Annotated in this window: 25 protein-coding genes and 1 pseudogene; 16 read left to right on the forward strand and 10 right to left on the reverse strand. The window is 60.4% G+C overall.

Annotated features, from left to right (window positions below; genetic code table 11):
- The first annotated feature begins 192 nt into the window (after positions 1 to 192).
- From ACQRBV_RS10610 to ACQRBV_RS10625, 4 genes are all read left to right on the forward strand, one after another.
- On the forward strand, positions 193 to 1,287 hold the full coding sequence (locus tag ACQRBV_RS10610; protein WP_060753537.1) for a polyamine ABC transporter substrate-binding protein: 1,095 nt from the start codon (positions 193 to 195) through the stop codon (positions 1,285 to 1,287).
- A gap of 65 nt (positions 1,288 to 1,352) precedes the next feature.
- Entirely contained in the window at positions 1,353 to 2,495 is a 1,143-nt protein-coding gene (locus ACQRBV_RS10615; RefSeq protein WP_028618367.1) for an ABC transporter ATP-binding protein, read from the forward strand.
- A complete protein-coding gene (locus ACQRBV_RS10620; RefSeq protein ID WP_060753535.1) occupies positions 2,492 to 3,412 on the forward strand; it encodes an ABC transporter permease subunit in 921 nt (306 codons plus the stop codon). Before ACQRBV_RS10615 ends, ACQRBV_RS10620 begins: the two co-directional genes overlap by 4 nt.
- Entirely contained in the window at positions 3,409 to 4,293 is an 885-nt protein-coding gene (locus tag ACQRBV_RS10625; protein WP_244384895.1) for an ABC transporter permease subunit, read from the forward strand. The genes ACQRBV_RS10620 and ACQRBV_RS10625 overlap by 4 nt, the downstream gene beginning before the upstream one ends.
- A 70-nt stretch (positions 4,294 to 4,363) precedes the next feature.
- On the opposite strand, the gene ACQRBV_RS10630 is transcribed toward ACQRBV_RS10625, so the two are convergent.
- Positions 4,364 to 5,002, reverse strand: a complete 639-nt coding sequence (locus tag ACQRBV_RS10630) for an HD domain-containing protein (RefSeq protein WP_060753533.1) — start codon at positions 5,000 to 5,002, stop codon at positions 4,364 to 4,366.
- A gap of 227 nt (positions 5,003 to 5,229) precedes the next feature.
- On the opposite strand from ACQRBV_RS10630, the gene ACQRBV_RS10635 reads away from it, so the two are divergent.
- A complete protein-coding gene (locus tag ACQRBV_RS10635; protein ID WP_411985402.1) occupies positions 5,230 to 6,195 on the forward strand; it encodes a GlxA family transcriptional regulator in 966 nt (321 codons plus the stop codon).
- Positions 6,167 to 6,373, forward strand: a pseudogene (locus ACQRBV_RS10640) (helix-turn-helix domain-containing protein); the annotation flags it as partial. The gene ACQRBV_RS10635 and the pseudogene ACQRBV_RS10640, both read left to right, overlap by 29 nt.
- 122 nt (positions 6,374 to 6,495) lie before the next feature.
- Here ACQRBV_RS10640 and ACQRBV_RS10645 read toward each other — a convergent pair.
- On the reverse strand, positions 6,496 to 8,850 hold the full coding sequence (locus tag ACQRBV_RS10645; protein WP_411985403.1) for a penicillin acylase family protein: 2,355 nt from the start codon (positions 8,848 to 8,850) through the stop codon (positions 6,496 to 6,498).
- A gap of 158 nt (positions 8,851 to 9,008) precedes the next feature.
- Here ACQRBV_RS10645 and ACQRBV_RS10650 point away from each other — a divergent pair, with 158 nt between their 5' ends.
- Complete coding sequence (locus ACQRBV_RS10650) at positions 9,009 to 10,115, forward strand: GNAT family N-acetyltransferase (RefSeq protein ID WP_161548626.1); 1,107 nt, start codon at positions 9,009 to 9,011, stop codon at positions 10,113 to 10,115.
- Positions 10,112 to 10,990 (forward strand): hypothetical protein, encoded by an 879-nt coding sequence (locus tag ACQRBV_RS10655; protein ID WP_411985404.1) that lies wholly within the window; start codon positions 10,112 to 10,114, stop codon positions 10,988 to 10,990. The genes ACQRBV_RS10650 and ACQRBV_RS10655 overlap by 4 nt, the downstream gene beginning before the upstream one ends.
- Here ACQRBV_RS10655 and ACQRBV_RS10660 read toward each other — a convergent pair.
- From ACQRBV_RS10660 to ACQRBV_RS10675, 4 genes are all read right to left on the reverse strand, one after another.
- Positions 10,968 to 12,188, reverse strand: a complete 1,221-nt coding sequence (locus ACQRBV_RS10660; protein WP_104994963.1) for a DegT/DnrJ/EryC1/StrS family aminotransferase — start codon at positions 12,186 to 12,188, stop codon at positions 10,968 to 10,970. The two genes, ACQRBV_RS10655 and ACQRBV_RS10660, sit on opposite strands and share 23 nt — an antisense overlap.
- Positions 12,188 to 12,598 (reverse strand): DMT family transporter, encoded by a 411-nt coding sequence (locus ACQRBV_RS10665; RefSeq protein ID WP_060753528.1) that lies wholly within the window; start codon positions 12,596 to 12,598, stop codon positions 12,188 to 12,190. The genes ACQRBV_RS10660 and ACQRBV_RS10665 overlap by 1 nt, the downstream gene beginning before the upstream one ends.
- On the reverse strand, positions 12,598 to 12,954 hold the full coding sequence (locus ACQRBV_RS10670; protein WP_060753527.1) for an EamA family transporter: 357 nt from the start codon (positions 12,952 to 12,954) through the stop codon (positions 12,598 to 12,600). Before ACQRBV_RS10670 ends, ACQRBV_RS10665 begins: the two co-directional genes overlap by 1 nt.
- A 90-nt stretch (positions 12,955 to 13,044) precedes the next feature.
- A complete protein-coding gene (locus ACQRBV_RS10675) occupies positions 13,045 to 13,623 on the reverse strand; it encodes a DUF6436 domain-containing protein (RefSeq protein WP_104994962.1) in 579 nt (192 codons plus the stop codon).
- A gap of 99 nt (positions 13,624 to 13,722) precedes the next feature.
- Between ACQRBV_RS10675 and ACQRBV_RS10680 the strand changes: the two genes are divergently transcribed.
- Positions 13,723 to 14,664 (forward strand): alpha/beta hydrolase, encoded by a 942-nt coding sequence (locus tag ACQRBV_RS10680; RefSeq protein WP_411985405.1) that lies wholly within the window; start codon positions 13,723 to 13,725, stop codon positions 14,662 to 14,664.
- 43 nt (positions 14,665 to 14,707) lie between these two features.
- Here the strand turns inward: ACQRBV_RS10680 and ACQRBV_RS10685 are convergent, their stop codons facing one another.
- Positions 14,708 to 15,460, reverse strand: a complete 753-nt coding sequence (locus ACQRBV_RS10685) for a DUF2059 domain-containing protein (RefSeq protein WP_090368135.1) — start codon at positions 15,458 to 15,460, stop codon at positions 14,708 to 14,710.
- 131 nt (positions 15,461 to 15,591) lie between these two features.
- Here ACQRBV_RS10685 and ACQRBV_RS10690 point away from each other — a divergent pair, with 131 nt between their 5' ends.
- Positions 15,592 to 16,224 carry a 2OG-Fe(II) oxygenase gene (locus ACQRBV_RS10690; protein WP_411985406.1) on the forward strand — a complete coding sequence of 211 codons (633 nt, stop codon included), beginning with the start codon at positions 15,592 to 15,594 and terminating at the stop codon, positions 16,222 to 16,224.
- 2 nt (positions 16,225 to 16,226) lie between these two features.
- Positions 16,227 to 16,724 carry a DUF523 domain-containing protein gene (locus ACQRBV_RS10695; protein WP_090368137.1) on the forward strand — a complete coding sequence of 166 codons (498 nt, stop codon included), beginning with the start codon at positions 16,227 to 16,229 and terminating at the stop codon, positions 16,722 to 16,724.
- Here ACQRBV_RS10695 and ACQRBV_RS10700 read toward each other — a convergent pair.
- A complete protein-coding gene (locus tag ACQRBV_RS10700; protein ID WP_104994959.1) occupies positions 16,660 to 17,184 on the reverse strand; it encodes a transporter substrate-binding domain-containing protein in 525 nt (174 codons plus the stop codon). The genes ACQRBV_RS10695 and ACQRBV_RS10700 overlap by 65 nt on opposite strands.
- A gap of 134 nt (positions 17,185 to 17,318) precedes the next feature.
- Between ACQRBV_RS10700 and ACQRBV_RS10705 the strand changes: the two genes are divergently transcribed.
- On the forward strand, positions 17,319 to 17,774 hold the full coding sequence (locus ACQRBV_RS10705) for a DUF4399 domain-containing protein (RefSeq protein WP_060753520.1): 456 nt from the start codon (positions 17,319 to 17,321) through the stop codon (positions 17,772 to 17,774).
- A 67-nt stretch (positions 17,775 to 17,841) separates the two neighbouring features.
- Here ACQRBV_RS10705 and serA read toward each other — a convergent pair whose 3' ends face one another.
- Positions 17,842 to 19,071: a phosphoglycerate dehydrogenase gene (gene serA, locus ACQRBV_RS10710; protein ID WP_060753519.1), complete on the reverse strand. Its 1,230-nt coding sequence runs from the start codon at positions 19,069 to 19,071 to the stop codon at positions 17,842 to 17,844.
- Between the two features lie 204 nt (positions 19,072 to 19,275).
- Between serA and ACQRBV_RS10715 the strand changes: the two genes are divergently transcribed.
- From ACQRBV_RS10715 to ACQRBV_RS10730, 4 genes are all read left to right on the forward strand, one after another.
- Entirely contained in the window at positions 19,276 to 20,670 is a 1,395-nt protein-coding gene (locus ACQRBV_RS10715) for an FAD-binding oxidoreductase (protein ID WP_060753518.1), read from the forward strand.
- 21 nt (positions 20,671 to 20,691) lie between these two features.
- Complete coding sequence (locus tag ACQRBV_RS10720; RefSeq protein WP_090368141.1) at positions 20,692 to 21,357, forward strand: fumarylacetoacetate hydrolase family protein; 666 nt, start codon at positions 20,692 to 20,694, stop codon at positions 21,355 to 21,357.
- A 189-nt stretch (positions 21,358 to 21,546) separates the two neighbouring features.
- Positions 21,547 to 22,470 (forward strand): SdiA-regulated domain-containing protein, encoded by a 924-nt coding sequence (locus ACQRBV_RS10725; RefSeq protein WP_411985407.1) that lies wholly within the window; start codon positions 21,547 to 21,549, stop codon positions 22,468 to 22,470.
- An 8-nt stretch (positions 22,471 to 22,478) separates the two neighbouring features.
- A complete protein-coding gene (locus ACQRBV_RS10730; RefSeq protein ID WP_411985408.1) occupies positions 22,479 to 23,393 on the forward strand; it encodes an SdiA-regulated domain-containing protein in 915 nt (304 codons plus the stop codon).
- 174 nt (positions 23,394 to 23,567) lie between these two features.
- On the opposite strand, the gene rpiA is transcribed toward ACQRBV_RS10730, so the two are convergent.
- Positions 23,568 to 24,239, reverse strand: a complete 672-nt coding sequence (rpiA, locus tag ACQRBV_RS10735; protein ID WP_060753514.1) for a ribose-5-phosphate isomerase RpiA — start codon at positions 24,237 to 24,239, stop codon at positions 23,568 to 23,570.
- Positions 24,240 to 24,362: the final 123 nt, after the last annotated feature.

Below are 24,362 nucleotides of genomic sequence, written 5' to 3' on the forward strand. Positions count from 1 at the left end.
ATAGCGGTGTATCAACCAACATATGGGTATCCGATTGACCGCTATCGGGAGCAAGCCCCCTCCCACATGACCCGCTCCCACACATTTAAATGACAGAAAGTTTTGCCGGATCGGTTTATCGAGGGTAAGTTGCGCGCCGGTTTTGTTGCCGGGCAACAACTTTTGGGCCCAACTATTTAAGAGGACCTCCACTTGCCAATTTCTTTATTTCGCAAAGCCTTGCTGGTGGGTGCAGGTATCACGCTGGCTGTCAGCGTGCAGGCCGCCCCGACTGTGCATATTTATAACTGGTCGGACTACATCGGCACCGACACGCTGGCCAATTTCGAAAAGGCTACCGGCATCAAGCCCGTGTATGACGTGTTCGATTCCAACGAAACCCTGGAAGGCAAGTTGCTGGCCGGGCGTACCGGCTACGACGTGGTCGTGCCGTCCAACCACTTCCTCGGCAAGCAGATCAAGGCCGGGGCGTTCCAGAAACTCGACAAGTCTTTACTGACGAACTATTCCAACCTTGACCCGGCGCTGCTCAAGCGTCTGGAAAAGAACGATCCGGGTAACCAGTACGCAGTGCCGTATCTGTGGGGCACCAATGGCATCGGTTACAACGTCGACAAGGTCAAGGAAGTGCTCGGCGTCGATCATATTGACTCCTGGGCCGTGCTGTTCGAACCGGAAAACATGAAGAAGCTGGCCACTTGCGGCGTATCGTTCATGGACTCGGCGGATGAAATGCTGCCGGCGGTGCTCAACTACATGGGCTTGAACCCTAACAGCACCAACCCCGAAGACTACAAGAAGGCCGAAGAAAAGCTGCTCAAAGTGCGGCCCTACGTGACCTATTTCCATTCTTCCAAATACATTTCCGACCTGGCCAACGGCAACATCTGCGTGGCGGCAGGCTTCTCCGGCGATGTGTTCCAGGCCAGGTCTCGCGCGGCTGAAGCGGGCAAGGGCGTGAACATTGCCTACGTGATTCCGAAAGAAGGCGGCAACCTGTGGTTTGACGTGCTGGCGATCCCCAAGGACGCCACCAACGTCAAAGAGGCCCACGCCTTCATCAACTATTTACTGCAACCTGAGGTGATCGCTCAGGTCAGTGATGTCGTCGGTTATGCCAACCCTAACCCAGGGGCGGACAAACTGATGGATCAATCGATACGCACTGACGCAGCGGTTTACCCACCGCAGGCGGTTCTCGACCGGACATTCGTCAACTTCGAGTTACCCCCGAAAGTGCAGCGTTTGATGACCCGTAGCTGGACCAAGGTCAAGACGGGCAAGTAAGGCTCAAACTATCCAAGGTTTCGTCCGTGTTGGTCGAACAGAAAACTTTGTTGGGAGTTTCGCAAATGGCAGTTGCCTCCGGCGCCTATAAGAAAGCCCTCGAGGGCGACCAGACACCGAAAAAGGTGTTGGTCAAAATCGACCGGGTCACGAAGAAGTTCGACGAGACGATTGCCGTGGACGATGTGTCCCTGGAAATCAAGAAAGGCGAGATCTTCGCCTTGCTCGGCGGTTCGGGCTCAGGCAAATCCACCTTGCTGCGCATGCTCGCAGGCTTCGAGCGCCCAACGGAAGGTCGCATCTACCTCGACGGTGTGGACATCACCGACATGCCGCCCTACGAGCGGCCGATCAACATGATGTTCCAGTCCTACGCCTTGTTCCCACACATGACCGTGGCGCAGAACATCGCCTTCGGCCTGCAACAGGACAAGATCCCCAAGGCCGAAATCGACGCCCGGGTGGCCGAGATGCTCAAGCTGGTACAGATGAGCCAGTACGCCAAGCGCAAGCCGCACCAGTTGTCCGGTGGTCAGCGTCAGCGTGTGGCCCTGGCCCGTTCCCTGGCCAAGCGCCCGAAACTGCTGCTGCTCGATGAGCCGATGGGCGCGCTGGACAAGAAACTGCGTTCGCAGATGCAGCTTGAACTGGTTGAGATCATCGAGCGCGTGGGTGTGACCTGCGTCATGGTGACCCACGACCAGGAAGAGGCCATGACCATGGCTGAACGCATCGCGATCATGCACCTGGGCTGGATCGCCCAGATCGGCAGCCCGATCGATATCTACGAAACCCCGACCAGCCGCCTGGTGTGCGAGTTCATCGGCAACGTCAACATCTTCGACACCCAGGTGGTGGATGACGCCGAAGGCCACGCGGTGCTCAAGTGCCCGGACCTGGACCGCGACATCTACGTGGGCTACGGCATTGCCACCTCGGTGGAAGACAAATCCGTGACTTACGCCATTCGCCCGGAAAAACTGCTGGTCACCACCGAAATGCCGACCTGCGAGCACAACTGGTCCAGCGGCAAAGTGCACGACATTGCCTACCTGGGTGGCCATTCGGTGTTCTACGTGGAACTGCCGAGCGGCAAACTGGTGCAATCCTTCGTGGCTAACGCCGAACGCCGTGGCCAGCGTCCGACCTGGGGCGACCAGGTCTACGTGTGGTGGGAAGACGACAGCGGCGTGGTACTTCGCTCATGAACATGAAGAAGCTCAAGCGCCAGTTGCAACGAATAACTCCCGATGGTCGACACGTGGTTATCGGGATTCCATTCCTTTGGTTGTTCCTGTTCTTCATGCTGCCGTTCTTCATCGTCTTGAAGATCAGCTTTGCCGAAGCCGACGTCGCGATCCCGCCTTACACCGAGATCTACACCTTCGTTGAGCAGAAACTGCAGGTGGTGCTCAACCTGGCCAACTACTCGATGCTGGGTGACGACGAGTTGTACATCGCCGCATACCTGGGCTCGTTGAAGATGGCGTTTTTCAGCACGCTCCTGTGTCTGTTGATCGGCTATCCGATGGCCTACGCCATCGCCAGCGCGCGCAAAGAGATGCAGACCGTGCTGGTGTTGCTGATCATGATGCCGACCTGGACCGCGATTCTGATCCGTGTGTATGCGTGGATGGGCATCCTCAGCAACAACGGTTTGCTCAACGGCTTCCTGATGTCCATCGGGTTGATCAACGAGCCCCTGCAGATCCTCAATACCAATATCGCGGTGTATATCGGCGTGGTCTATTCGTACCTGCCGTTCATGATCCTGCCGCTGTATGCCAACCTGGTCAAACATGATCAGAGCTTGCTGGAGGCCGCGTCCGATCTGGGGTCGAGCACCTTCAACAGCTTCTGGAAGATCACCGTGCCGCTGTCCAAGAACGGCATCATCGCCGGTTGCATGCTGGTGTTTATCCCGGTAGTGGGCGAGTTCGTGATCCCGGAACTGCTGGGCGGCCCGGAAACCCTGATGATCGGTAAAGTATTGTGGCAAGAGTTCTTCAATAACCGTGACTGGCCGGTGGCCTCTGCCCTGGCGGTGGTGATGTTGGCGATCCTGATCGTGCCGATCATCCTGTTCAACCGCAGCCAAGCCAAAGAGATGGAGGGCAAGATATGAAGCGCGTCAGTTTCTCAAGCTTCATGCTGGTGGCGGGGTTGCTGTTCATCTACCTGCCGATGCTGATCCTGGTGATCTACTCGTTCAACGAATCCAAGCTGGTGACAGTCTGGGGCGGTTGGTCGATCAAGTGGTACGTGGGCCTGTTGGACAACACCCAGTTGATGGGCTCGGTGGCCCGCTCGCTGGAAATCGCCTGCTATACGGCGGTGGCTGCGGTGGCCCTGGGCACCTTGGCGGCGTTCGTGCTGACGCGCATCAGCCAGTTCAAGGGCCGCACGCTGTTCGGCGGCCTGGTGACCGCGCCGTTGGTGATGCCGGAAGTGATCACCGGTCTGTCGCTGTTGCTGCTGTTCGTGGCCATGGCGCAAATGATCGGCTGGCCCCAGGAGCGTGGCATCGTCACCATCTGGATCGCCCACACCACCTTCTGTGCGGCGTATGTGGCGGTGGTGGTGTCGGCACGCCTGCGTGAGCTGGACCTGTCGATTGAAGAAGCGGCAATGGACCTGGGGGCGCGACCGTGGAAGGTGTTCTTCCTGATCACGATCCCAATGATCGCGCCATCGTTGGCAGCGGGCGGCATGATGTCGTTCGCGTTGTCCCTGGATGACCTGGTATTGGCCAGCTTCGTATCGGGCCCGGGCTCGACAACCTTGCCGATGGAAGTGTTCTCGGCGGTGCGCCTTGGGGTCAAACCCGAGATCAATGCCGTGGCCAGCCTGATTCTGTTGGCGGTGTCGCTGGTGACCTTCCTGGTGTGGTTCTTCAGCCGTCGTGCCGAAGAGCACCGCAAGAAAGCCATCCAGCAAGCCATCGAAGAAGCGGCGGCGGATGGCTGGCAGCAGCCGGACAAGCGCCGCGCGGCTGCACCGGTCTAATCAGGTCTACCTGAAGAAACTGGATCAAACTGTGGGAGCGGCCAAGCCCGCTCCCACAGTTGATTGCATTTCAAGCCCAAGGCGATTTGCGGATGACTTCAACAAAATTCATCGGCTTGAACCCCGGCTCCTGATCCACCAGTACATCCGTCTTCACGTTGCCGAAAGTGGTCTGTGGGCGATGGCGCAAGCCGTCGGCAAAGGCGCAGATGATGCACTCCTTGAACCCTTCACCCCGTGGATGCGCATGCACCACCGCCTCGCGCTGCACGCTGGAAAACGCTGCGTAATCCATACCCAGGACATCCATCTCGACGCCGGCCGTCACCAGCGCAACGGTTGGGCGTAGATGCTGCGGCACGCCCGGCGTGGTATGCAGGGCGATGGACAGCCACACCTGTTCGATATCGTCGTCACTCAGCCCGTAAGGCTTGAGAAACGTGGCCGCCGCATTGGCGCCGTCCACTTCGAAACGTTCGTTGTCACTGCGATGGCCTTCGACCAGGCCCAGGTCATGGAACATCGCGCCGACGTAGAGCAACTCCGGGTTGTAAGCGAGTTGTTTGCGTTCACCGCTTAAGGCGCCGAACAGGAACACGCGGCGGGAGTGGTGATAAAGCAGGTCGGATTCGACGTCGCGAATGTATTCGGTGGTGGCCTTGGCCAGTGCGCTGTCGGGGATCTGGATCCCGGCGATAGTGGTGCTCATGATGGCTCTCCTCTGGAAAGATTCCAGTCTGGTCGTGTGCCTGCAAAGGGGCCATCGCGGCGAGGGAGTGATCCCGGCCAATGTGGTTGCACATCGTGCCAAGGCTGTACGCGATCAAATGTGCGATAGCATCACCTCTGGGTATACCTGACACACCGAGGCGCCTGCATCGCAGGCAAGCCCGGCTCCCACAGGAATTCGCGCCAGTCCAGAGATAAGGTTTACTCATGCAAAAAACCGTTGCCATTCTGATCTTTCCCGGCGTCCAGGCGCTGGATGTGACGGGGCCGATGGATGTGTTTTGCGAGGCCAACCGCTTTTTGCCGCCGCAGGACCATTACCAGCTGGAAGTCATCGGCCTTGTCCACGGCACGATGGCGGCCTCCAACGGCTTGTCACTACAGGCCCATCGGCATTACCGCGAAGCCCTTGAACCCTACGACTTGCTGCTGGTCGCTGGGGGCCCGCAATTGCCCTTCGAGGATTTCGGTGCCCCCTTCGATGACTGGCTACGCGGTGCAACACAGAGAGCACAACGCTTCGGTTCGATCTGCAACGGCGCCTTCCTGCTGGCCCGCGCTGGCCTGCTGGATGGAAAAACCGTCACCACCCACTGGAACGACGCCGCAGATCTGGTGCGTCTGTGCCCTACAGCCCAGGTCGATGCCGATCGCCTCTACGCACAGGACGGCAACCTCTACACGTCGGCGGGTGTGACCGCAGGCATCGACTTGTCGCTGTACCTGTTGGCCCAGGACCATGGCCCGGAAGTCGCGCTGAGCGTGGCCAAGCGTCTGGTGGTGTTCACCCAGCGTTCCGGTGGGCAGTCGCAGTTCAGCCCGTTCCTCACGCCCCACGCCGAAGACACCTCGGCGGTGGCGCTGGTGCAGTTGTACGTGTTGGCGAACCTGACGGGGGATTTGACCATCGCCGATCTGGCCAAGGCGGCCAATATGAGTGCACGCAATTTCTCTCGGGTATTTGCCCGTGAAGCACAGATAACGCCGGCTGAGTTTGTCGAGCGAGCCCGGGTGGATGCGGCGCGGGTGATGCTCGAAAGCAGCTCCGCACCGCTCAAGACGGTGGCCTACCAGTGTGGCTTTCGCGATGCCCAGCACATGCGCAGTGTATTCAATCGCCGACTGGGCGTGACCCCGCAACAGTTCCGGCTTAACTTTGCGGCGCCGGTTTGAGCGTGTCGTAGGCTTCCAGGGTGCGCAGCGTATGGAGCTGGCGTTCAACCTGCTGCGCCAGTCGCGCCTGAGCCTGATGGATATCGCAGCGCAAGTGGGCTACCAGTCCCAGGCGGCGTTCAGCAAGAAATTCAAGGAAACCTACGGCGAAGCGCCGGGCCGGGTGCGGGCACAGTAGTCGCTGATACAACGCAGATCCAAGTGTGGGAGGGGGCTTGCTCCCGATAGCCGTGTGTCAGTCAGCTCATCTGCTACTGAGACACTGCTATCGGGAGCAAGCCCCCTCCCATATTGATCGAGTTATCGGGCGGGCAATAGTTTCAGGGTGCCACGGGTATTGGCCGTGACTTCCTCATCACTGAAATGTGCCTGTTCATACCCACCTTCGATGTAGGTTTGCGCCTGATCACTATAGTGTCGATCAAACGGCACGCCGCTTTGCCCCACCGGGTTGATGGTCAAGGCGTGGGCCGGGTCGGCGAAGTCGATCAGGCGGCGGGTCGACGGGCCGTAGGTCACCGGCCAGGGCGCGGGGCCGATCATCGCCGATTGGTTGTTGGGTACCTCGTGGGTGCCGGGGGCGGGGAACGGGCCGACGTTGAAGAGCTTGTCCAATGGCTTCTGCATGCCCAGCGGGTGCCCGTGGGTCAAGGTGTGCGCTTTGCCCCACTGCCACTGGCCGGGGTCATCGCCGAGCGTGGCCTTGAGGTGCGCCAGGCTATTGTCCCAGGCGAGCTTGACGGTGTCGGCACGCGTGCCGTTCCACCATGGCGAATCCGCTGAAGCGGCCAGGCGGGGCAATGCGGCGTCGATCATCCGGGTGGTGAGCAGGGTCTTGAACAGGGCGTCGCCCAGCTTCGGGTGGAAGGTGGCGTCGGTGAGGTTGAACAGGAACTGGTTGAACAGCGTGGCGCTGGTGGAGCCCAGCGGATAGTCACCCTTCCAGTTTGCAAGCTGTTCCACCAGTTTCAACTGGGCCGGATCCTTGACGACGTCACGCAACACCGGCAGCAACGGCGCCAGCAACCGTGGGCCGTAGGCGGTGGTGGTGCCCAGTTGCAAGGCCTGGCTGTTGTTCACGTCCCACTTCACGCTGTTGTCGCTCAACTGTGTATTCAACTGCTGCCCACGGTCGGCCAGGTTGTAATAGCCGGGGATTTCCATGCCGGTGGGTGAGGCCGGCTGGGCATTGGCCGACACCACATAGCCGCGCGCCGGATTCTCTTCCTGAGGGTTGGCGCTGAACGGGTAGAAGCCCGGCTTGTCGGCCTGGGCGGTGCTACCGTCGAGGATGAATGCCGGGTTGACCCCAGCCGGGCGGATCGGCAATTGCGCTGCGGCCCACCAACCGATATCGCCCTTGGCATTTGCCCACACGATATTCAGCCCGGGGGCCGAAACCTTGGCGGCTGCCGCACGGGCCTTGGCCAGGGTGTCGGCACGGTTGAGTTCGTAGAAGCCTTCGAGGATCGGGTTTTCGGTGTCGAGGAACGCCCACCACATGGCAATCGGCGTCTTGCCGGCATTTTCGCCGAGTACATCATTGATGATCGGACCGTGGGGCGAGCTGCGCAGCGTCAGGATGACCGGCTCCTGGCCTTTGACGGCAATCTGCTGTTCGCTGCTGGTCAGGTCGGTCCATTGGCCGTGGTACCAGACCTGGTTGGGGTTATCCGGGTTGACCTTTTCGGCGATCAGGTCGAGATCGTCGTTCTGGAACATGGTCAGGCTCCAGCCGAAATCCAGGTTGTGCCCCAGGAACGCCACCGGCACCAGCGCGTTGTGGTAGCCGTACAGCTCAAAGCCCGGCGCCGACAGTTGCGCCTCGTACCACACCGACGGCACCGAGAAGCGGATATGCGGGTCACCTGCCAGCAACGGTTTGCCGCTTTGGGTGCGGCTGCCGCTGATGGCCCAGGCGTTGCTGCCCTCGAACTGCGGCAGGCCGTTTTCGGCCAAGGCCCTGTCACTCAGGGCGGCGAGGGCGCCGAGGCTTTTCCAGTCGCCGGCGGCCAGGTTGAGCGCGCCCTTGGGTTGCCAGTCCAGGTCGAAGACTTTCAGGTAATCGCTGCCCAGCTGGTCGCGTACATAAGTCAGCACAGGTTCGGTACGAAACGCGACGGCAAAACTGTAGGCCATGTACCCGGCGACGCTGATGGTGTCTTCGGGTGTGAAGGGCCGCTTGGTGATGCCCAGCACATCGAACTCCATCGGGCTGGCGTGGCTGTCCTGATATTGGTTGATCCCGTCCAGATAGGCTTGCAGGGCCTTCCAGGCGTTCGAGTCGTGGTCGATGTGTTCCACGTAGCTCAAGGCCCGTTCACGAATACGCAGGCTGCGGAACAGTTTATCGGTTTCCAGCAACTTGGGGCCCAGCACCTCGGCCAGCTCGCCACGGGCCAGGCGCCGCATGATCTCCATCTGGAACAGGCGGTCCTGGGCATGCACATAGCCCAGGGCGCGATACAGGTCGGCCTCGTTCTCGGCGCGAATGTGCGGCACGCCACGGTCGTCGTAACGCACCGTGACGGAGCCTTGCAGATGGTTGAGCATGACCGTGCCCTGACGCGTGGGTTGCTTGCTGTAGACATACCAGCCGGCGCCGGCCAGGAGGGCGGCAATCAGTAGGGCGAGCACGGTCAGGCTGCGTTTCATGGACGGTCCTTGAGTCAGTCACCTGGGAGGTCAACGGAGTCTAATCGGTTTGGTGGCGACTGAGGGAAATGCTGATGCGCCGTTGTGACAGCCAAGGTTCAAGCGGCCAGCGCTGCCGATGAGCTACTATTGCGCCCGTCGTCCTTGAGCCTTTTTTCATGACCTGCGCCACGCAACCCAAGCCAGTTCCCAGCCCTTCAGACGTGACCTACGCCTGCAGCCTGGAAGCGCAATCGCTGATCAGCCGCTTTTTGCAGCATCCGCCGGCAGGCTTTGATGCCCGGCTGTCCGACCAGGGCTTGCCGTACTTCTTCACGCCATTCGACCTGTTGACCACTGCCGACGAGGACTTCGTGAAGCGTGTGCGCGGCTGGCCAGGCTATGCCTTGTGGCATTCATGGTTGCGTATCGACAGCTGCTTTGTGGGCACCACGGTCAGTGAATATGCGCCGTTCCCCCAGGGCGTATCGCCCCAGGAGCTTGCGCAGTGGCTGCAAGAGGAATGCGTCCCGCAGCGCAAACTCACCATCGTCAAAGACGTGCCTCACGACTCCCCGCTGCTCAGCGAGGCCGACAACCGCTACGCGCAAGCCTTGATCGATGAGTGCACGCGGCGTGGTTTCATCAGCCTCGAGGGCCAGGCACTGGCTTATGTGCCGATCAACTTCACCACCCTCGACGAATACCTTGGGCGCTTGTCCCACAGCCGTCGGCGTAATATCCGACGCAAACTGCGCAGCCGCGAAGCGTTGCGCGTAGAAATCCTCGACACCGGCGATGAGCGCTTCAACGATGATGCCTGGCTGACGCAGTTGTACGGGTTGTACAAGGCGGTGTACGACCAGAGCGAGATCCATTTTGACCTGCTCACGCCGGAGTTCTTCACCGGCTTGCTCAGGGACGCCGGTACTGACGGGCGCGTGTTCTGCTACTGGCACTGCGACGAACTGATCGGCTACAACCTGTGCTACGTGGAGGGCGACAAGCTGCTCGACAAGTACATCGGGCTCAATTACCCGCAGGCGCTGGAGTTCAACCTGTACTTCGTCAGCTGGTTCGTGAACCTGGAGTACGCGGTGGCGAACGGGCTGAAGTTTTATGTGGCGGGCTGGACCGACCCGCAGGTCAAGGCCAACCTCGGTGCCGACTTCACCTTCACGCGCCATTTGGTATGGGTGCGCAACCCGTTGTTGCGCAAACTGGGCAACCGCTTGCGTCATCATTTTGAAAGCGACAACCAATGGCACCAGGAGCACACCGCATGAGCCTGGACCGAGCACCGCTGATTCTCGATTTCGATGGTGCCGTCAGCGACATTGCTGGCGCGATCACCTTACCGTTGCAGGCCTGGCAGGAGAAAATCCGCTTCGGCTGCCGTTGGGCCCAGTTCAAGGAACTGGAAACCGCCCTGCGCGCGCAGATGCCCAGCGATTACGGTTGCGTGTTTACCGGCAGCGGCGACTATCACCATCTCAGCCAGCTCCTGTTGAACCGCCTGCCCGCGCAGCAGAAGTACCAACTGATCATCTGCGACAACCACCCCGACAACATGCGCTACCCGTTCGGCATCCACTGCGGTTCGTGGGTGTATTGGGCCAGCCGTCTGCCTCAGGTCGAGCATGTGCATGTGCTGGGGATCGGTTCGCAGGACATTGCCTTGGGCCACGCCTGGGAAAATCACTGGTCGCCGCTGCTCAAACGCAAGCTGACCTACTGGAACGTCAACGTCGATACGCGCTGGATGAACTGGATTGGCGCCGGGCCGAGCAATCGTGCCTTCAGCCATCCAGATGAGTTGATGCGTACGTTCCTGGCGCAGCTTGATCGTTCGCTGCCGGTTTATCTGTCCATCGACAAAGATGTGCTGAGCCCCCAAGTGGTGAACACCAACTGGGACCAAGGTGAGTTCCTGGAGCAGCATTTGAATGACCTGATCGACGCCTGCCAAGGCCAGATCATTGGCGCGGACGTCACGGGTGACGTCTCGGCCTACCACTATGAAAGCAAGTTCAAGCGCTGGCTGAGCGCATCCGATGGCCAGGAAGAACTGCCTGAGGCGCAGGTGCAGATCTGGCAGCAACAGCAGAACGCATTGAATGGTCGCTTGGTCGCACGCATCAATCAGGGTTGGAAACGATAACCTTCAGTTGGGCGAGGACCTGTTCGAAGTGTTCGTCGGTCAGCCAATGGCTGTTGCTGATCGACAGGGTGCGGCGGGCGAAAGCCTGGGCTTGGGGGAGCGGGCTGCCAGGCACCAGCAAGGGGGCCACGTCGGGGTAATCCGGCAAGGTGTGAATGAACAGGCGCGTCACGCCCAGCCCCGCGGTCCAGAGCTGCGCCATCGCCGTATCCCGGGCCTGTGCCGAGGGCATCACCACCATCAGAAAAGGCCAGGTGCCTTGCTGCCCGGGCCGGTCCAGGATGACCGAGACACCGGGCAAGGCATTCAAGCGTGCGGCACGGCGCAGCGCGCGGGTGCGGCCTTGTTGCAGGTGATCGGGCAAGCGAGCCAGCGCCGCCGCGCCGACCCTGCGGCGATAGCCACCCAGGGCATGCAGCGGAATGTCGTTGACCGAAAAATCATCACCCACGGCGGCGACTTCATCGCCTTGCGCCAGCGCCGTGCGCAAGGCCTTGCCATACACGTAATACAAGCCGTACGGCCGATAAAGCAGGGCGTATCCCCACAGCTCGGCGCTGCGCTGCAACTCCCAGCGCAGGCTGAACGGCAGGTCCTGGCGAGATTGGCGGTGCAGCGCTTGATGTAACACCGGGTCACGGCTGAACAACACCCCGCCTTCTGCCGTCGTCAGGCCTTTACCCAGCGCCATGCTGAAAAAGCCCACGTCGCCTTTGAGCCCGACGCTCTGCCCATCGTCCAGCGCGCCCATGGCTTGCGCGGCATCTTCGATGACCGCTGCGCCGATGGCGCCGGCAATGCGCTTGGCGGTGTCGACATCAGCCACGCGTCCGGCCAGATGGGTGACCACCACCGCCAGGGTAGTTTCGTCGCACAACTGCGCCAGGTGCTGTTCGTCCAGGTCGATGCTGTCGGGCTGCAAATCACAGGGCACCACCTGCAAGGGTGGGCAGTAATGGGCGGCCAAGGCGACCAGCGGGCAGGTATAGGCCGGCACGATGAGCCGGGTACGGCCCGGCATGCGCCGTTGCAAAACCCTTAGGGCGATCACCAGTGCAGCGGTCCCGGAGCACGTCAGCGCCGGCAGCGGAATCGACAGTTGACGGGCCAGGGCAGGGGCCAGGTCGCCCGAGAGGCCGAGCAGGTCCCGCCAGCGCAGGGGCAGCCCTGCGGTGGGCGGAATCTCGCGAGGCATCATCAGGCAAGCGTCTCGGAGCGACCGGCACCGATGACTTTTCCGGCTTCGTCTTCACTGCGCGCCAGGCACAGAATGCCGGCAATGATCAACGCGCCGCCGATGATTTTCGGCAGGGTCAGGCTGTCATCGAACAGCCACACGGAAATCAGCGTGACGCTGATCAGTTCCAGGTGAGAGGCCGCAAAAGCCGGGCCCACCGGGGCGTATTTGAGCAAGGTCATCCAGGTGAAGAACGCGCCGATATAACCCACGAAGGCGCCGTAGATCCATGGGGCGCCAAATACGCGTATCAGCCAGGCGGTGTCCATCGTCAGGGGTTCTGCATGCACCGAGGCGAACTTGAAACTGACCTGCGCCAAGGTGTCGAAAATGATCAGCGCAAGAAAACCCAGGATATAAAAGCGTTTCATTATTCAAACCCCACGACGGTCACGCCACAGGCGATCAGCATGATGCCGATCAACCGCCATTTGCTCAGGCTTTCCTTGAACAGGAAGCGACCGGCAATCATGATCACCACAATGTTGATGGAGCCCAGCATCACGCCGACCGACAACGGCACCAATGTCAGGAACGCCAGCCACAACACGAATTCGAAGACATAGCAGAGAACGCCAATCCAGATCCACGGCCGCTTGAGCATGTGTTTCCAGTGGGCCAGGCCGTCATGCTCGGCGCTGGCTGAAGCCGCTGCCTTGAACGCCAACTGGCCGGATGTATCGACGATGACGTTGAGTATCCAGAGGATAATGGTTAATTGGCTCATGTGTTCCTATGCTTACAATCCTGCCGAAAACGTACGATACAGTAGCCTGTCGCCGGGGTGACTGGAGTTTGCCGGTCGAACAGCCTGTGTTCAGTTTGATGTCTTGCTCCACTGGCAATAGCAGCCCACCGCCAGGGTGTGGGTGGCGTCAACTTCGCGCCCGGCCTCGAGGGCTTTCAAGATCGGTTCGATAAAGCTGTTACTGGAATTACAGGTCAGCCCTTCACTGTAGGGGCCGAAATACGCGAGCTTGCCCGTGCGGTCCCAGATACCCACGGCAGGTGTCGCCGGCACCTGATCGGCGCCGGGCAGGGCGGCAAGCGTTTTCATCCTGTTCAGGTTGTCGGGCAGTTGACCGTGGCTGCCGGCCTTTTGCAGGGCATAAAACTCCACGCCCTGAGGCGCGTACTGCTCGATCAGCTCGCCCAGATGCTGCTGGTTACCCACGTTGCACGGGCACGCCGGGTCCCAGAAGTGCACCAGGCGGATCGGCCCCGGGCCCGCGAGTTCGGCGGGCAGGCGCAGAGTGTCGCCGGAGAACACCGCCGTGTGTTCGCTGAAGGCGCGCAGGTAGCGGCCCTGGAACCAGTCATAGGCCGTCCACAGCACACCGGTGCAAATGGCCAGAATCAGGCTGGCGAACAGGGCAGTGCGCAGGTGCTGTCGCATTCGGATCTATCCTCGGAGGTCGCGTAGCTTGCCATGCTTGCTCTGACAGATGAATATCGCAGGTCGATATTCATCTTCACCCTCAGTCTGGAAGCCTTTATGCCCGTCACTTTTGACCCCGATCATCTACGCGAAAGCTTGTGGCCCCTGGTGGATGCGCAGCCGCTTTCTGTGGAGGCCCGGGTCTACCAGCGTTTCTACGGGCTGGACCTGCCTGCGCGCAAAGTGCCGGCGGTGAGTCGCCTGGGGCGCTTCGAGGTGCAAGGCTTCCAAGTGGTGGCGCAGGTGTGGTGGCCGGCACAGCCGGTGGCGACGATGTTCATGTTCCATGGCTTCTACGACCATATGGGACTGTACCGCCACGTCGTCGATTGGGCGCTGGACCAGGGGTTTGTGGTGATCGCCTGCGATTTGCCGGGCCATGGCTTGTCCAGTGGCGCCCGTGCCAGCATCGATGATTTTGCGGTGTACCAGGCGGTGGTGCAGGCGCTGTTCGCCCAGGCTCAAACCCTGCAACTGCCGCAACCCTGGCACCTGTTCGGGCAAAGCACCGGCGGTGCAGTGGTGGTCGACCACTTGCTCAACCATGGCGTCGACAGCCCGGCCCAAGGCAAGACCTTCCTGCTGTCGCCCTTGGTGCGGCCGCGCGCCTGGGGCTGGTCGCAGGTCAGCTATTACCTGCTGCGCCCGTTTGTAAAAGGCATCGCCCGCCGGTTCAGCGAGAACACCCACGACCCGGATTTCAAACCGTTCCTGGAAGCCGACCCGTTGCAACCCCGCCAACTGCCCACGGCGTGGGTCGGCGCGTTGGCGAGCTGGATCAAGCGCATCGAAGCCGCGCCGCGCAGCCCACGGCGGCCAGTGATCGTGCAAGGCGAGGAGGATATGACGGTGGACTGGCAGCACAACTTGCAGGTGCTGCGGGGCAAGTTCGATCAGCCTGAGGTGTTGATGCTGCCGCGTGGAAGGCATCATCTGGCCAATGAAATTCCAGAGATTCGCCGGCAATACTTCAGTTTCCTCACGGAGCATCTGAAGTAGCACAATCCAACTGTGGGAGGGGGCTTGCTCCCTCCCACATGGGTTATTGCGACAGGCTGGAGGTGCTTTGCCCGACTGCAAGCCCTGCGCGGATGGCGGCAAGGGCAGCCTGGTAATACGCCTTACCCTCCGGCGACTCGGCAAATGTCGCGAACTCTTCCAGCTCCGGGTCGGACAGGTTCCGATAGACGTACAACAGCGTGTTGTTCAGGTCATTGCCGATCTGCCGCATCAGGCGCTCGCGCTGCCCATTCAACATGCCCTGGGCCTGGCCGCCGCCCAGCAGGCCGGGGATCATCTGGCTCAAACTGTCAGCCGCGACACCGGCAATCGCCAGGCTGACTTCCGCACCGGCTTCGCGCGCGGGCAGGGCCTGGGCCAGGTGGCCGATGATCAGGCTGCGGGTTGCATCGGCTTCCATGTGCGGCAAGCCCTGGGCGTTTTTCGCCAACTGGTCGCGGCGGGTGGCGAGCAGTTCGGCGTCGACAATCTTTCGGCCCAGGGGCGACTGAAAAAACGCCAGCGCGGGCTTCGGGTCGGCCAGGTGCTGGCGCAATTGCGCTTCGGCGCGCTGGTCCATGGCCTGGGCGGCAAAGCGTTTGTTGCTGTTGTCCACCAGCGCCTGGTACACCGCCGGCGGCAGGCTATTGCGGTAGCGTTGTTGGGCGGCACTGAGGGCGTCATTGAAGTGCGCACGTTGTTCGGCCCAGCCGGCGACCTTGTACAACTGGTCATGGCTGTCTGCCCAGGCGGGCAAAACGCAGAACATCAGCACGGAAAAAAACAAACGACGCATAGGGACTCCTGTCAGTCGGCCACTATTGTCCGTGTCAGGCGTAGGATTTGTCGAGAAGTCCTATCAGTCACCTGACTAAAGTGTATTCAGACGCTCGGCGGCTCTGTCGAATTCACAGGCGTATGGATACTATGCGCGCCATGCAAATATCCCTCGATCACCCGCTGCTGCAACGTATCGTCGACGACCTGGCCGAAAAAGGCTGGTCGCAGCAAAATGGCTTCCTGCCCCAGGCTCTGACCCTGGAGCTGGCGGCCGAGTGCCGTAAACGTGCGGCCGAAGGTGAGCTGGCGCCTGCCGCTGTCGGGCGCGGGCCGGCCCAGGAAATCCGCGAGGGGATTCGCGGTGACCATATCCAGTGGCTGGAAGAGGGCGACGCGCCGGTATGCGAGACCTACATGAGGTTGATGGACAGCCTGCGGCTGGCCATGAACCGCCATCTGTTCCTGGGCCTTGAAGACTTCGAAAGCCACTTCGCGATGTACCCGCCGGGTGCGTTTTATCTCAAGCATCTGGACCGTTTTCGCGATGATGACCGGCGCACGGTTTCGGCGGTGGTGTATTTGAACGACGCCTGGTTGCCTGAGCATGGCGGCCAGTTGCGCATGTACCTCAAGCACGGCGTGGAATACGATGTGCAGCCCACCGGCGGTTGCCTGGTGGTGTTCCTCTCGGGTGAAGTCCCTCACGAAGTGCTGCCCGCCACGCGTGAGCGCTTGTCCTTGACCGGCTGGTTTCGTCGACGGGGCAACGAGCCGTTTTAAACATGGAAAAGATTCTGGTCAGCCGTTGCCTGCTTGGGCACAAGGTGCGCTACGACGGTGGCGCCAGTGGCCCGTTCGACCTATTGACGCAGTGGCAGGCCGAGGGGCGTGTGGTCGCGATCTGCCCGGAGGTGGCGGGTGGCTTGCCGACGCCACGCCCACCCGCCGAGATTGCGGGTGGGCAGGGCGTCGATGTATGGGATGGGCGTGCCCGAGTGCTGACCGCCGAGGGCGAAGACTTCAGCGGCGCCTTCGTCGAGGGCGCCCGCCAGGCGTTGGCATTGGCGCAGCGCCACGGTATCCGCATTGCCATCCTCAAGGCCAACAGCCCATCCTGTGGCAACCGGCTGATCTATGACGGCACCTTCAGCGCCGTCAAGGTGAGCGGCGAGGGCGTGACGGCGGCGCTGCTCAAGCGCCATGGGGTGTTGGTGTTCAGTGAGCAGGAGTTGCCTGAAGCGGCCCAGGCATTGGCGCAATTGCAGGCGGTTGGTCCTTGAACCATTTGTGCGAGAGCGCTTTCAAGCGGCCATCGGCCTTGATCTGCTGCAGTGCCCTGTCCAGGCTGGTCTTGAACGCCGGGTTGCCCTTCTGAAACGGAATCGCCAGCTCCGGCTTTTCCAGGTAAGCCTCGCTGAAATCGAACCGATCCTGCAACTGCGCAGTCATAGCGATATGGTTGATGGCCACGTCATATTTGCCGGTTTCAACGCCCGGTAGCAGGTCGCTGTCATCGGTGGTGATAAAGGAGGGGCGCACGTCCAGTTCCTTGGCCAATTCTTCACCCAACTCCACTTCAAAGCCGGTTAGCTTATTGTCGTCCTTGAAGTTGAATGGCGGGGTGTTGGCTTGCACTGCGATGCGCAGTTCGCCGCGATCAAACACATCGTCGATCAGTTCGGCATGAGCCAAGGGGCTCAAAAGAGGCAGTAAAAGTACAAGGCCAGGCGAAAAGCGCATGGTCGCTCCTAAGGAATTGAGCTGTACGAGGCACCGTCCAGCATCGCTTTGCTATTGTGTTGAGTGCCTTGGACAGCAATTTGTCGCGAAGTTGTCATAACCCAACAGATTTCCTGCAGAAACTGGAGAAGCGAATGAAAGCCCTATCAGTCCGAGCAACATCCGCCCGTGCAACGATTGCCAGCCTGTTGCTGGGTGCCTCGATGTTGGCCACCGCCGCCGATGGCATCCCGCGTAGCGCGCCACCTGAAGGTGCCAAAGTGTTTATCGTGTCGCCCAAAGATGGCGCCACTGTGGATAAAACCTTTACCGTCAAATTCGGCATGGAAGGCTTGAAGCTCGCGCCGGCCACTGACCAGACCCCGGGCACCGGCCACCACCATCTGCTGGTTGACCAGAAAGAGCTGCCTGACGCCAGCGTACCGATCCCGGCCACCGACACCGTGATCCACTACGGCAAGGCCCAGACCGAGACCGAGTTGACCCTCACCCCAGGCAAGCACACCTTGCAATTGGTGGCCGGCGACAAACTGCATATGCAGTTCAACCCGACTGTAGCCTCGAAAGTGATCACGGTTAACGTCAAGTAAGATTTGTTCAGACAAAAAAATGGGAGACCCCTGCGGGTCTCCCATTTTTATGGGTAGGCGCGGGTTCTTAGAACAGAACGCGGCTACGAATCGTGCCCTTGATGTGCTGCAACTTCTCTTGCGCCAGGTCCGAGTACTCGGCGTCGACGTCGATCACCACGTAACCGACCTTCTCGTTGGTCTGCAGGAACTGACCGGAGATGTTGATGCCGTTCTCTGCGAAGACCTTGTTGATCTCCATCAGCACGCCAGGGATGTTCTGGTGGATGTGCAGCAGACGGTGCTTGCCAGGGTGAGCCGGCAGGGCCACTTCCGGGAAGTTCACCGACGATACGGATGTACCGTTGTCGCTGTACTTGACCAGCTTCTCCGACACTTCCAGGCCGATGTTGGCTTGGGCTTCAGCGGTGGAACCACCGATGTGCGGGGTCAGGATCACGTTGTCCAGGCCGCGCAGCGGGCTTTCGAAGATGTCATCGTTGGAGCGAGGCTCTACCGGGAACACATCGATGGCGGCGCCGATCAGGTGCTTGTCCTTGATCGCAGCAGCCAGGGCATCCAGTTCGACCACGGTGCCGCGTGCGGCGTTGATCAGGATGCCGCCTTTCTTGATGGCACGGATTTCCTTCTCGCCGATCATCCACTGGGTCTCGGCGGTTTCCGGAACGTGCAGGGTCACGATGTCGGACATGCCCAGCAACTCGGTCAGGCTGCCCACTTGGGTGGCATTGCCCAACGGCAGTTTGGTCAGGGTGTCGTAGAAGAACACCTGCATCCCCAAGCCTTCAGCCAGGACCGACAGCTGAGTGCCGATCGAGCCGTAACCGACGATACCCAGCTTCTTGCCGCGGATTTCGAAGGAGTTGGCCGCGCTCTTGATCCAGCCGCCACGGTGGCAGGATGCGTTCTTCTCAGGAATACCGCGCAACAGCAGGATGGCCTCGGCCAGCACCAGTTCCGCCACGGAACGGGTATTGGAGTACGGTGCGTTGAACACCGCGATGCCGCGCTCGCGCGCTGCGTTGAGGTCGACCTGGTTGGTGCCGATGCAGAAACAGCCGACCGCCACGAGTTTCTTGGCGTGATCGAAGATCTCTTCGGTCAGCTGAGTGCGGGAGCGAATGCCGATAAAGTGCGCGTCGGCGATCTTTTCCTTGAGCTGGGCTTCCGGCAGAGAACTGGTGATGTACTCAATGCTGGTGTACCCGGCGGCTTTCAGAACGTCGACAGCCGATGGGTGGACGCCTTCCAGAAGAAGGAACTTGATCTTGCTCTTATCGAGAGAAGTCTTGCTCATCTGCGTAAACCTGTATCCCGGAGAAAAATGGCAGGGAGTCGAGCAGCGCAAGCTGACCCGGACGGCAGGAAAGCCGTCACCGCAGAAACGCCCTTGGGCTCTGTCCTGCGGGGGCGGTATGCTAGCATACGCGCCCCGCTAACACTCATTCCTGCGACGTGAAGCGTTCTCAGGATGACCATGAATTGTTCGAGAGTTCTGTCGATGACCCATCCTGCCCTGATTGATGAGCTGAAGACCCTGGTTGAGCCCGGCAAAGTGCTGACCGATGCAGACTCCCTGGAGGCTTACGGCAAGGATTGGACCAAGCACTTCGCCCCTGCGCCTACCGCCATCGTCTTCCCCAAGACCATCGAGCAGGTGCAAGCCATCGTCCGCTGGGCCAACACGCACAAGGTGGCGCTGGTACCGTCCGGCGGTCGTACCGGCCTGTCGGCGGCAGCGGTGGCGGCAAATGGCGAAGTGGTGGTGTCGTTCGACTATATGAACCAGATCCTCGACGTGAACCTCACCGACCGTACCGCCGTGTGCCAGCCGGGCGTGGTCACCAAGCAGTTGCAGAACGCAGCCGAAGAACATGGCCTGTACTATCCGGTGGACTTCGCTTCGTCCGGTTCCAGCCAGATTGGCGGCAATATCGGCACCAATGCCGGCGGGATCAAGGTAATTCGCTACGGCATGACCCGCAACTGGGTTGCCGGCATGAAAGTGGTCACCGGCAAGGGTGATGTACTGGAACTGAACCGCGACCTGATCAAGAACGCCACCGGCTACGACATGCGTCAGCTGTTCATCGGCGCTGAAGGCACCCTGGGCTTCGTGGTCGAAGCCACCATGCGCCTGGACCGTGCGCCGAAGAACCTCACCGCGATGGTGCTGGGTACCACCGATTTCGACTCGATCATGCCGGTATTGCATGCGTTCCAGAGCAAGCTGGACCTGACCGCGTTCGAGTTCTTCTCCGACAAGGCCCTGGCCAAAGTCCTGGGGCGCGGCGACGTGCCGGCGCCGTTCGAAACCGAGTGCCCGTTCTACGCACTGCTGGAATTCGAAGCGACGACCGAAGAAGTCGCCAACCACGCCCTGGAAACCTTCGAGCACTGCGTCGAGCAGGGCTGGGTGCTGGACGGCGTGATGAGCCAGAGCGAAACCCAGCTGCACAACCTGTGGAAACTGCGCGAGTACATCTCCGAAACCATTTCCCACTGGACGCCGTACAAAAACGATATTTCTGTCACTGTCTCCAAAGTGCCGGCGTTCCTGCAGGAAATTGACGCAATCGTCGGCGAACATTATCCGGACTTCGAAATTGTCTGGTTTGGCCACATCGGCGACGGCAACCTGCACCTGAATATCCTCAAGCCGGAAAACCTGAGCAAGGATGAGTTCTTTGCCAAGTGCGCTACCGTGAACAAGTGGGTGTTCGAAACCGTCCAGAAATACAACGGCTCGATCTCCGCCGAGCACGGCGTGGGCATGACCAAGCGTGATTACCTGACTTACAGCCGCTCGCCGGTTGAGATCGAATACATGAAAGCAGTGAAGGCGGTGTTCGACCCGAACGGGATCATGAACCCTGGCAAGATCTTCGCTGTTTAACCGCCCCGAAGGAGTCGTTTCATGAGCTATCAGCACAAGTATGTCGACGGCACCAACATCCACTTTCCGCTGGGTAAAGTGGTGTGTATTGGGCGCAACTACGCTGAACATGCCAAGGAGCTGGATAACCCGGTGCCGACCGAACCGTTGCTGTTCATCAAGCCGGGCAGCTGCGTGGTGCCGCTGGAAGGCGGTTTCAGCATTCCGACCGAACGCGGTTCGGTGCATTACGAAGCGGAGATCGCGGTGCTGATCGGCAAACCGCTGTCGAACAAGCCCAGCCGCGAAGAAGTGCTCGACGCGATCTCCGGCTTCGCCCCGGCCCTGGACCTGACCTTGCGCGACAAGCAAGCCGAGCTGAAAGCCAAGGGCCTGCCGTGGGAAATCGCCAAGTCCTTTGACGGCGCGGCGGTGATTGCACCATTCGTGGTCGGCAGCACCTTCCCGGACGTGACCGATATCGGTATTCGCCTGACCATCAACGGTGAAGTGCGTCAGGACGGTAACAGTTCGCAGATGCTCAACCCGATCATTCCGATGATCCAGCACATGGCCGGCTGTTTCTCGCTGCAGGCCGGCGACGTGATCCTCACCGGCACCCCGGCCGGCGTGGGGCCACTGAACGTGGGTGATGAGTTGGTGCTGGAGTTGCCGGGCGTGAGCCAGTTCGAAAGCAGCGTTCGCTGATTGCCTGCGTAAGTGTCGCCAAGGAGCGAGCAAGCTCGCTCCTTGGCGACACCATCCGGCCTCTCACTCGCCGCAGCAGTGAAGGTTTTGCATTTTTTTCACACGCCATCCGGATAATCCGTAGCTTCCTGCGCGCGGGTTTTCTGATCCTGTGCTATCCCCTTTAGCTGTCTTTCTGGAAAGCGCTCAATGGCCGTGTCTCTCCCCTCGTCGAAACCCAAGCTTCGCTCACGCTTTGCCCTGCGCTGGTATTCCTGGCTGTTTTTGGCCGGCACGATCATCTATGGCGTCGCCTGGGCGATGCATTGGGATGACCGGGGCGTGTTGTGGGTTGCCGAACGCTTCCAGACGCCGTTCGAGCGTCAGGCCAGCGTATGGCTGCCTGACTACCGTGCGGTGATTGACGCCAAGTTGCTGCCCGGCATGGAAAAAGATGAGGCTTCGGATGTCTCCTACAATCCGCAGACCAAAACCCTGTTCTCGGTCATGGGCAAGAACGCCTTCCTCGTCGAGTTAAGCCTGCAGGGCGATGTGCTGCGCAAGATGCCGCTCAATGGCTGGAGCAACCCGGAAGGCGTGACGGTGATGGAAAATGGCCTGATGGCCGTGGTTGACGAACGCGACCACAGCCTCACCGTCGTCAAGGTGGATGCCGCCACCACCCAGCTGAACAAAGCAGATTTCACCAGCTATGACCTGGGGCCGTCCAAGGATCAGAACAAAGCCTTTGAGGGTGTCACCTGGGACAAGCGCAACCAACAGATCGTACTCGGCGAAGAGCGCCCACCGGCGCTGTTTACCTGGAAATCCGATGGCAACACCTTGACGGGCGACAAGCAAAAGCTTGCCAGCACCGAGTTGGACATGCGCAACCTGTCCGCCCTGGCGATTGACCCGCGTACCGGCCACATGCTGGTGCTGTCGGCGGACTCCCACCTGCTCCTGGAGTTGGATGAGAAGGGCAAGCAAGTCAGCTTCATGACCCTGCTCGGTGGTTTCAACGGCCTCAAGCACACCATCCCGCGTGCGGAAGGTGTCACGATGGATGAGGACGGTACGGTGTATATCGTCAGTGAGCCGAACCTGTTCTATCGCTTCGAAAAGCAGAAATAGACTCCCTGATGCGTCGACTTGCCCGTCCCAGACCCGCGTTGTTCTTGCTCTTGCTGGCCGGCCTGGTTTGTACCGGGCTGGTCGCGCAGCACTTTCGCTTGTTCGAGCGGGCCTGGTTCAACCTCCAGACGTGGCGTCATCCGGCTGACGAGCGCTCCATTGGCCTGGCCGATTACCGCGTCACCCTTGAGGCCAAGGTCATCGAAGGGCTCGATGATGATGTCTCGGCGCTCACCTATGATCCGGTGCGTAAAAGCCTGTTCACGGTGACCAATAAAAACCCCGAGTTGATCGAACTGTCCCTGGACGGCGTGATTGTGCGGCGTATCCCGCTGATCGGATTTGGCGATGCCGAGGCGGTGGAGTTCATCAGCGACAACATCTACGTGATCAGCGATGAGCGCCAACAGCGGCTGATCAAAGTACATCTGAACGACGACACCCAGTTTCTCGACGCCGCCGATGCGGAGCAGATGACGTTGGGCGTGCACAGCGGCAGTAACAAAGGGTTTGAAGGGCTGGCCTACGATTCGGTGGGCAAGCGCCTGTTCGTGGCCAAAGAGCGCGACCCGATGCTGATCTACGAGGTGCGCGGCTTTCCCCATTTTCAACCGGAAAAAACCTACTCGGTACACGTGATCAACAACCCCAAGCGTGATGCGGGGATGTTTGTGCGCGACCTGTCGAGCCTGCAATACGACGAGCGCAGCGGCCATCTGCTGGCGCTGTCGGATGAGTCGTTCCTGGTGTTGGAGCTGGATATCGACGGTCGCCCGCTGAGCAGTCTGTCATTGCTCAGCGGGCGCCATGGCCTGACAAAGCGGGTGCCGCAGGCAGAAGGGATCGCCATGGATGACACGGGTACGTTGTACCTGGTCAGTGAGCCGAACCTGTTCTACGTGTTCAAAAAAACCAACTTCTGACACTCCATGTGGGAGGGGGCAAGCCCTAATGCCAGTCAGTTAAGCGATAGAATGGACGATGAATAACTTGTGGGAGGGGGCTTGCTCCCGATGAGGGTGTGCCAGTCAGCAGTTTATCGACTGACCCACCGCTATCGGGAGCAAGCCCCCTCCCACATTGGAGTTGCGGTGTTGTCAGGCCTTGAGGGTCTGGACGCCTTCGGCAGTGCCCAGCAGCAGCACGTCCGCCGGGCGCGCAGCGAACAGGCCGTTGGTGACTACGCCGACGATGGCGTTGATCTGAGTCTCAAGCTCCACCGGGTTGGTGATCTGCAGGTTGAACACGTCGAGGATGATATTGCCGTTGTCGGTCAATACACCTTCACGGTACACCGGGTCGCCGCCCAGCTTCACCAGTTCGCGAGCCACGTGGCTGCGCGCCATCGGAATCACTTCAACCGGCAGCGGGAACGCGCCGAGTACCGGCACCAGCTTGCTGGCGTCGGCGATGCAGATAAAGGTCTTGGCCACGGCCGCGACGATCTTCTCGCGGGTCAGGGCTGCGCCGCCGCCCTTGATCAGGTTCAGGTGTGCGTCGCTTTCATCGGCGCCGTCGACATAGAACTCCAGGTCGCTCACGGTGTTGAGCTCGTACACCGGAATGCCATGGCCCTTGAGGCGCGCGGCGGTGGCTTCGGAGCTGGCGACGGCGCCGTCGAACGCGCCCTTGTGCAGGGCCAGCGCGTCGATGAAGCAGTTGGCAGTGGAGCCGGTGCCGACACCGACGATGCTTTTATCGTCGAGTTTAGGAAGGATTAAATCGACGGCGGCCTGGGCCACTGCCTGTTTGAGTTGATCCTGGGTCATGCGGGCTCCGGAACGGGCGGGGAGTTATCGAGGGGCGCGAGTATAACCCAACAAAACCTCGGTATTCGTGTGGTCGCCCGGCCAAACGCTGGGTTAGACTCCTTGACCCTGCCCAATTCGCGA

Source organism: Pseudomonas sp. R11F (assembly GCF_050312575.1).
Lineage (GTDB): Bacteria > Pseudomonadota > Gammaproteobacteria > Pseudomonadales > Pseudomonadaceae > Aquipseudomonas > Aquipseudomonas palleroniana.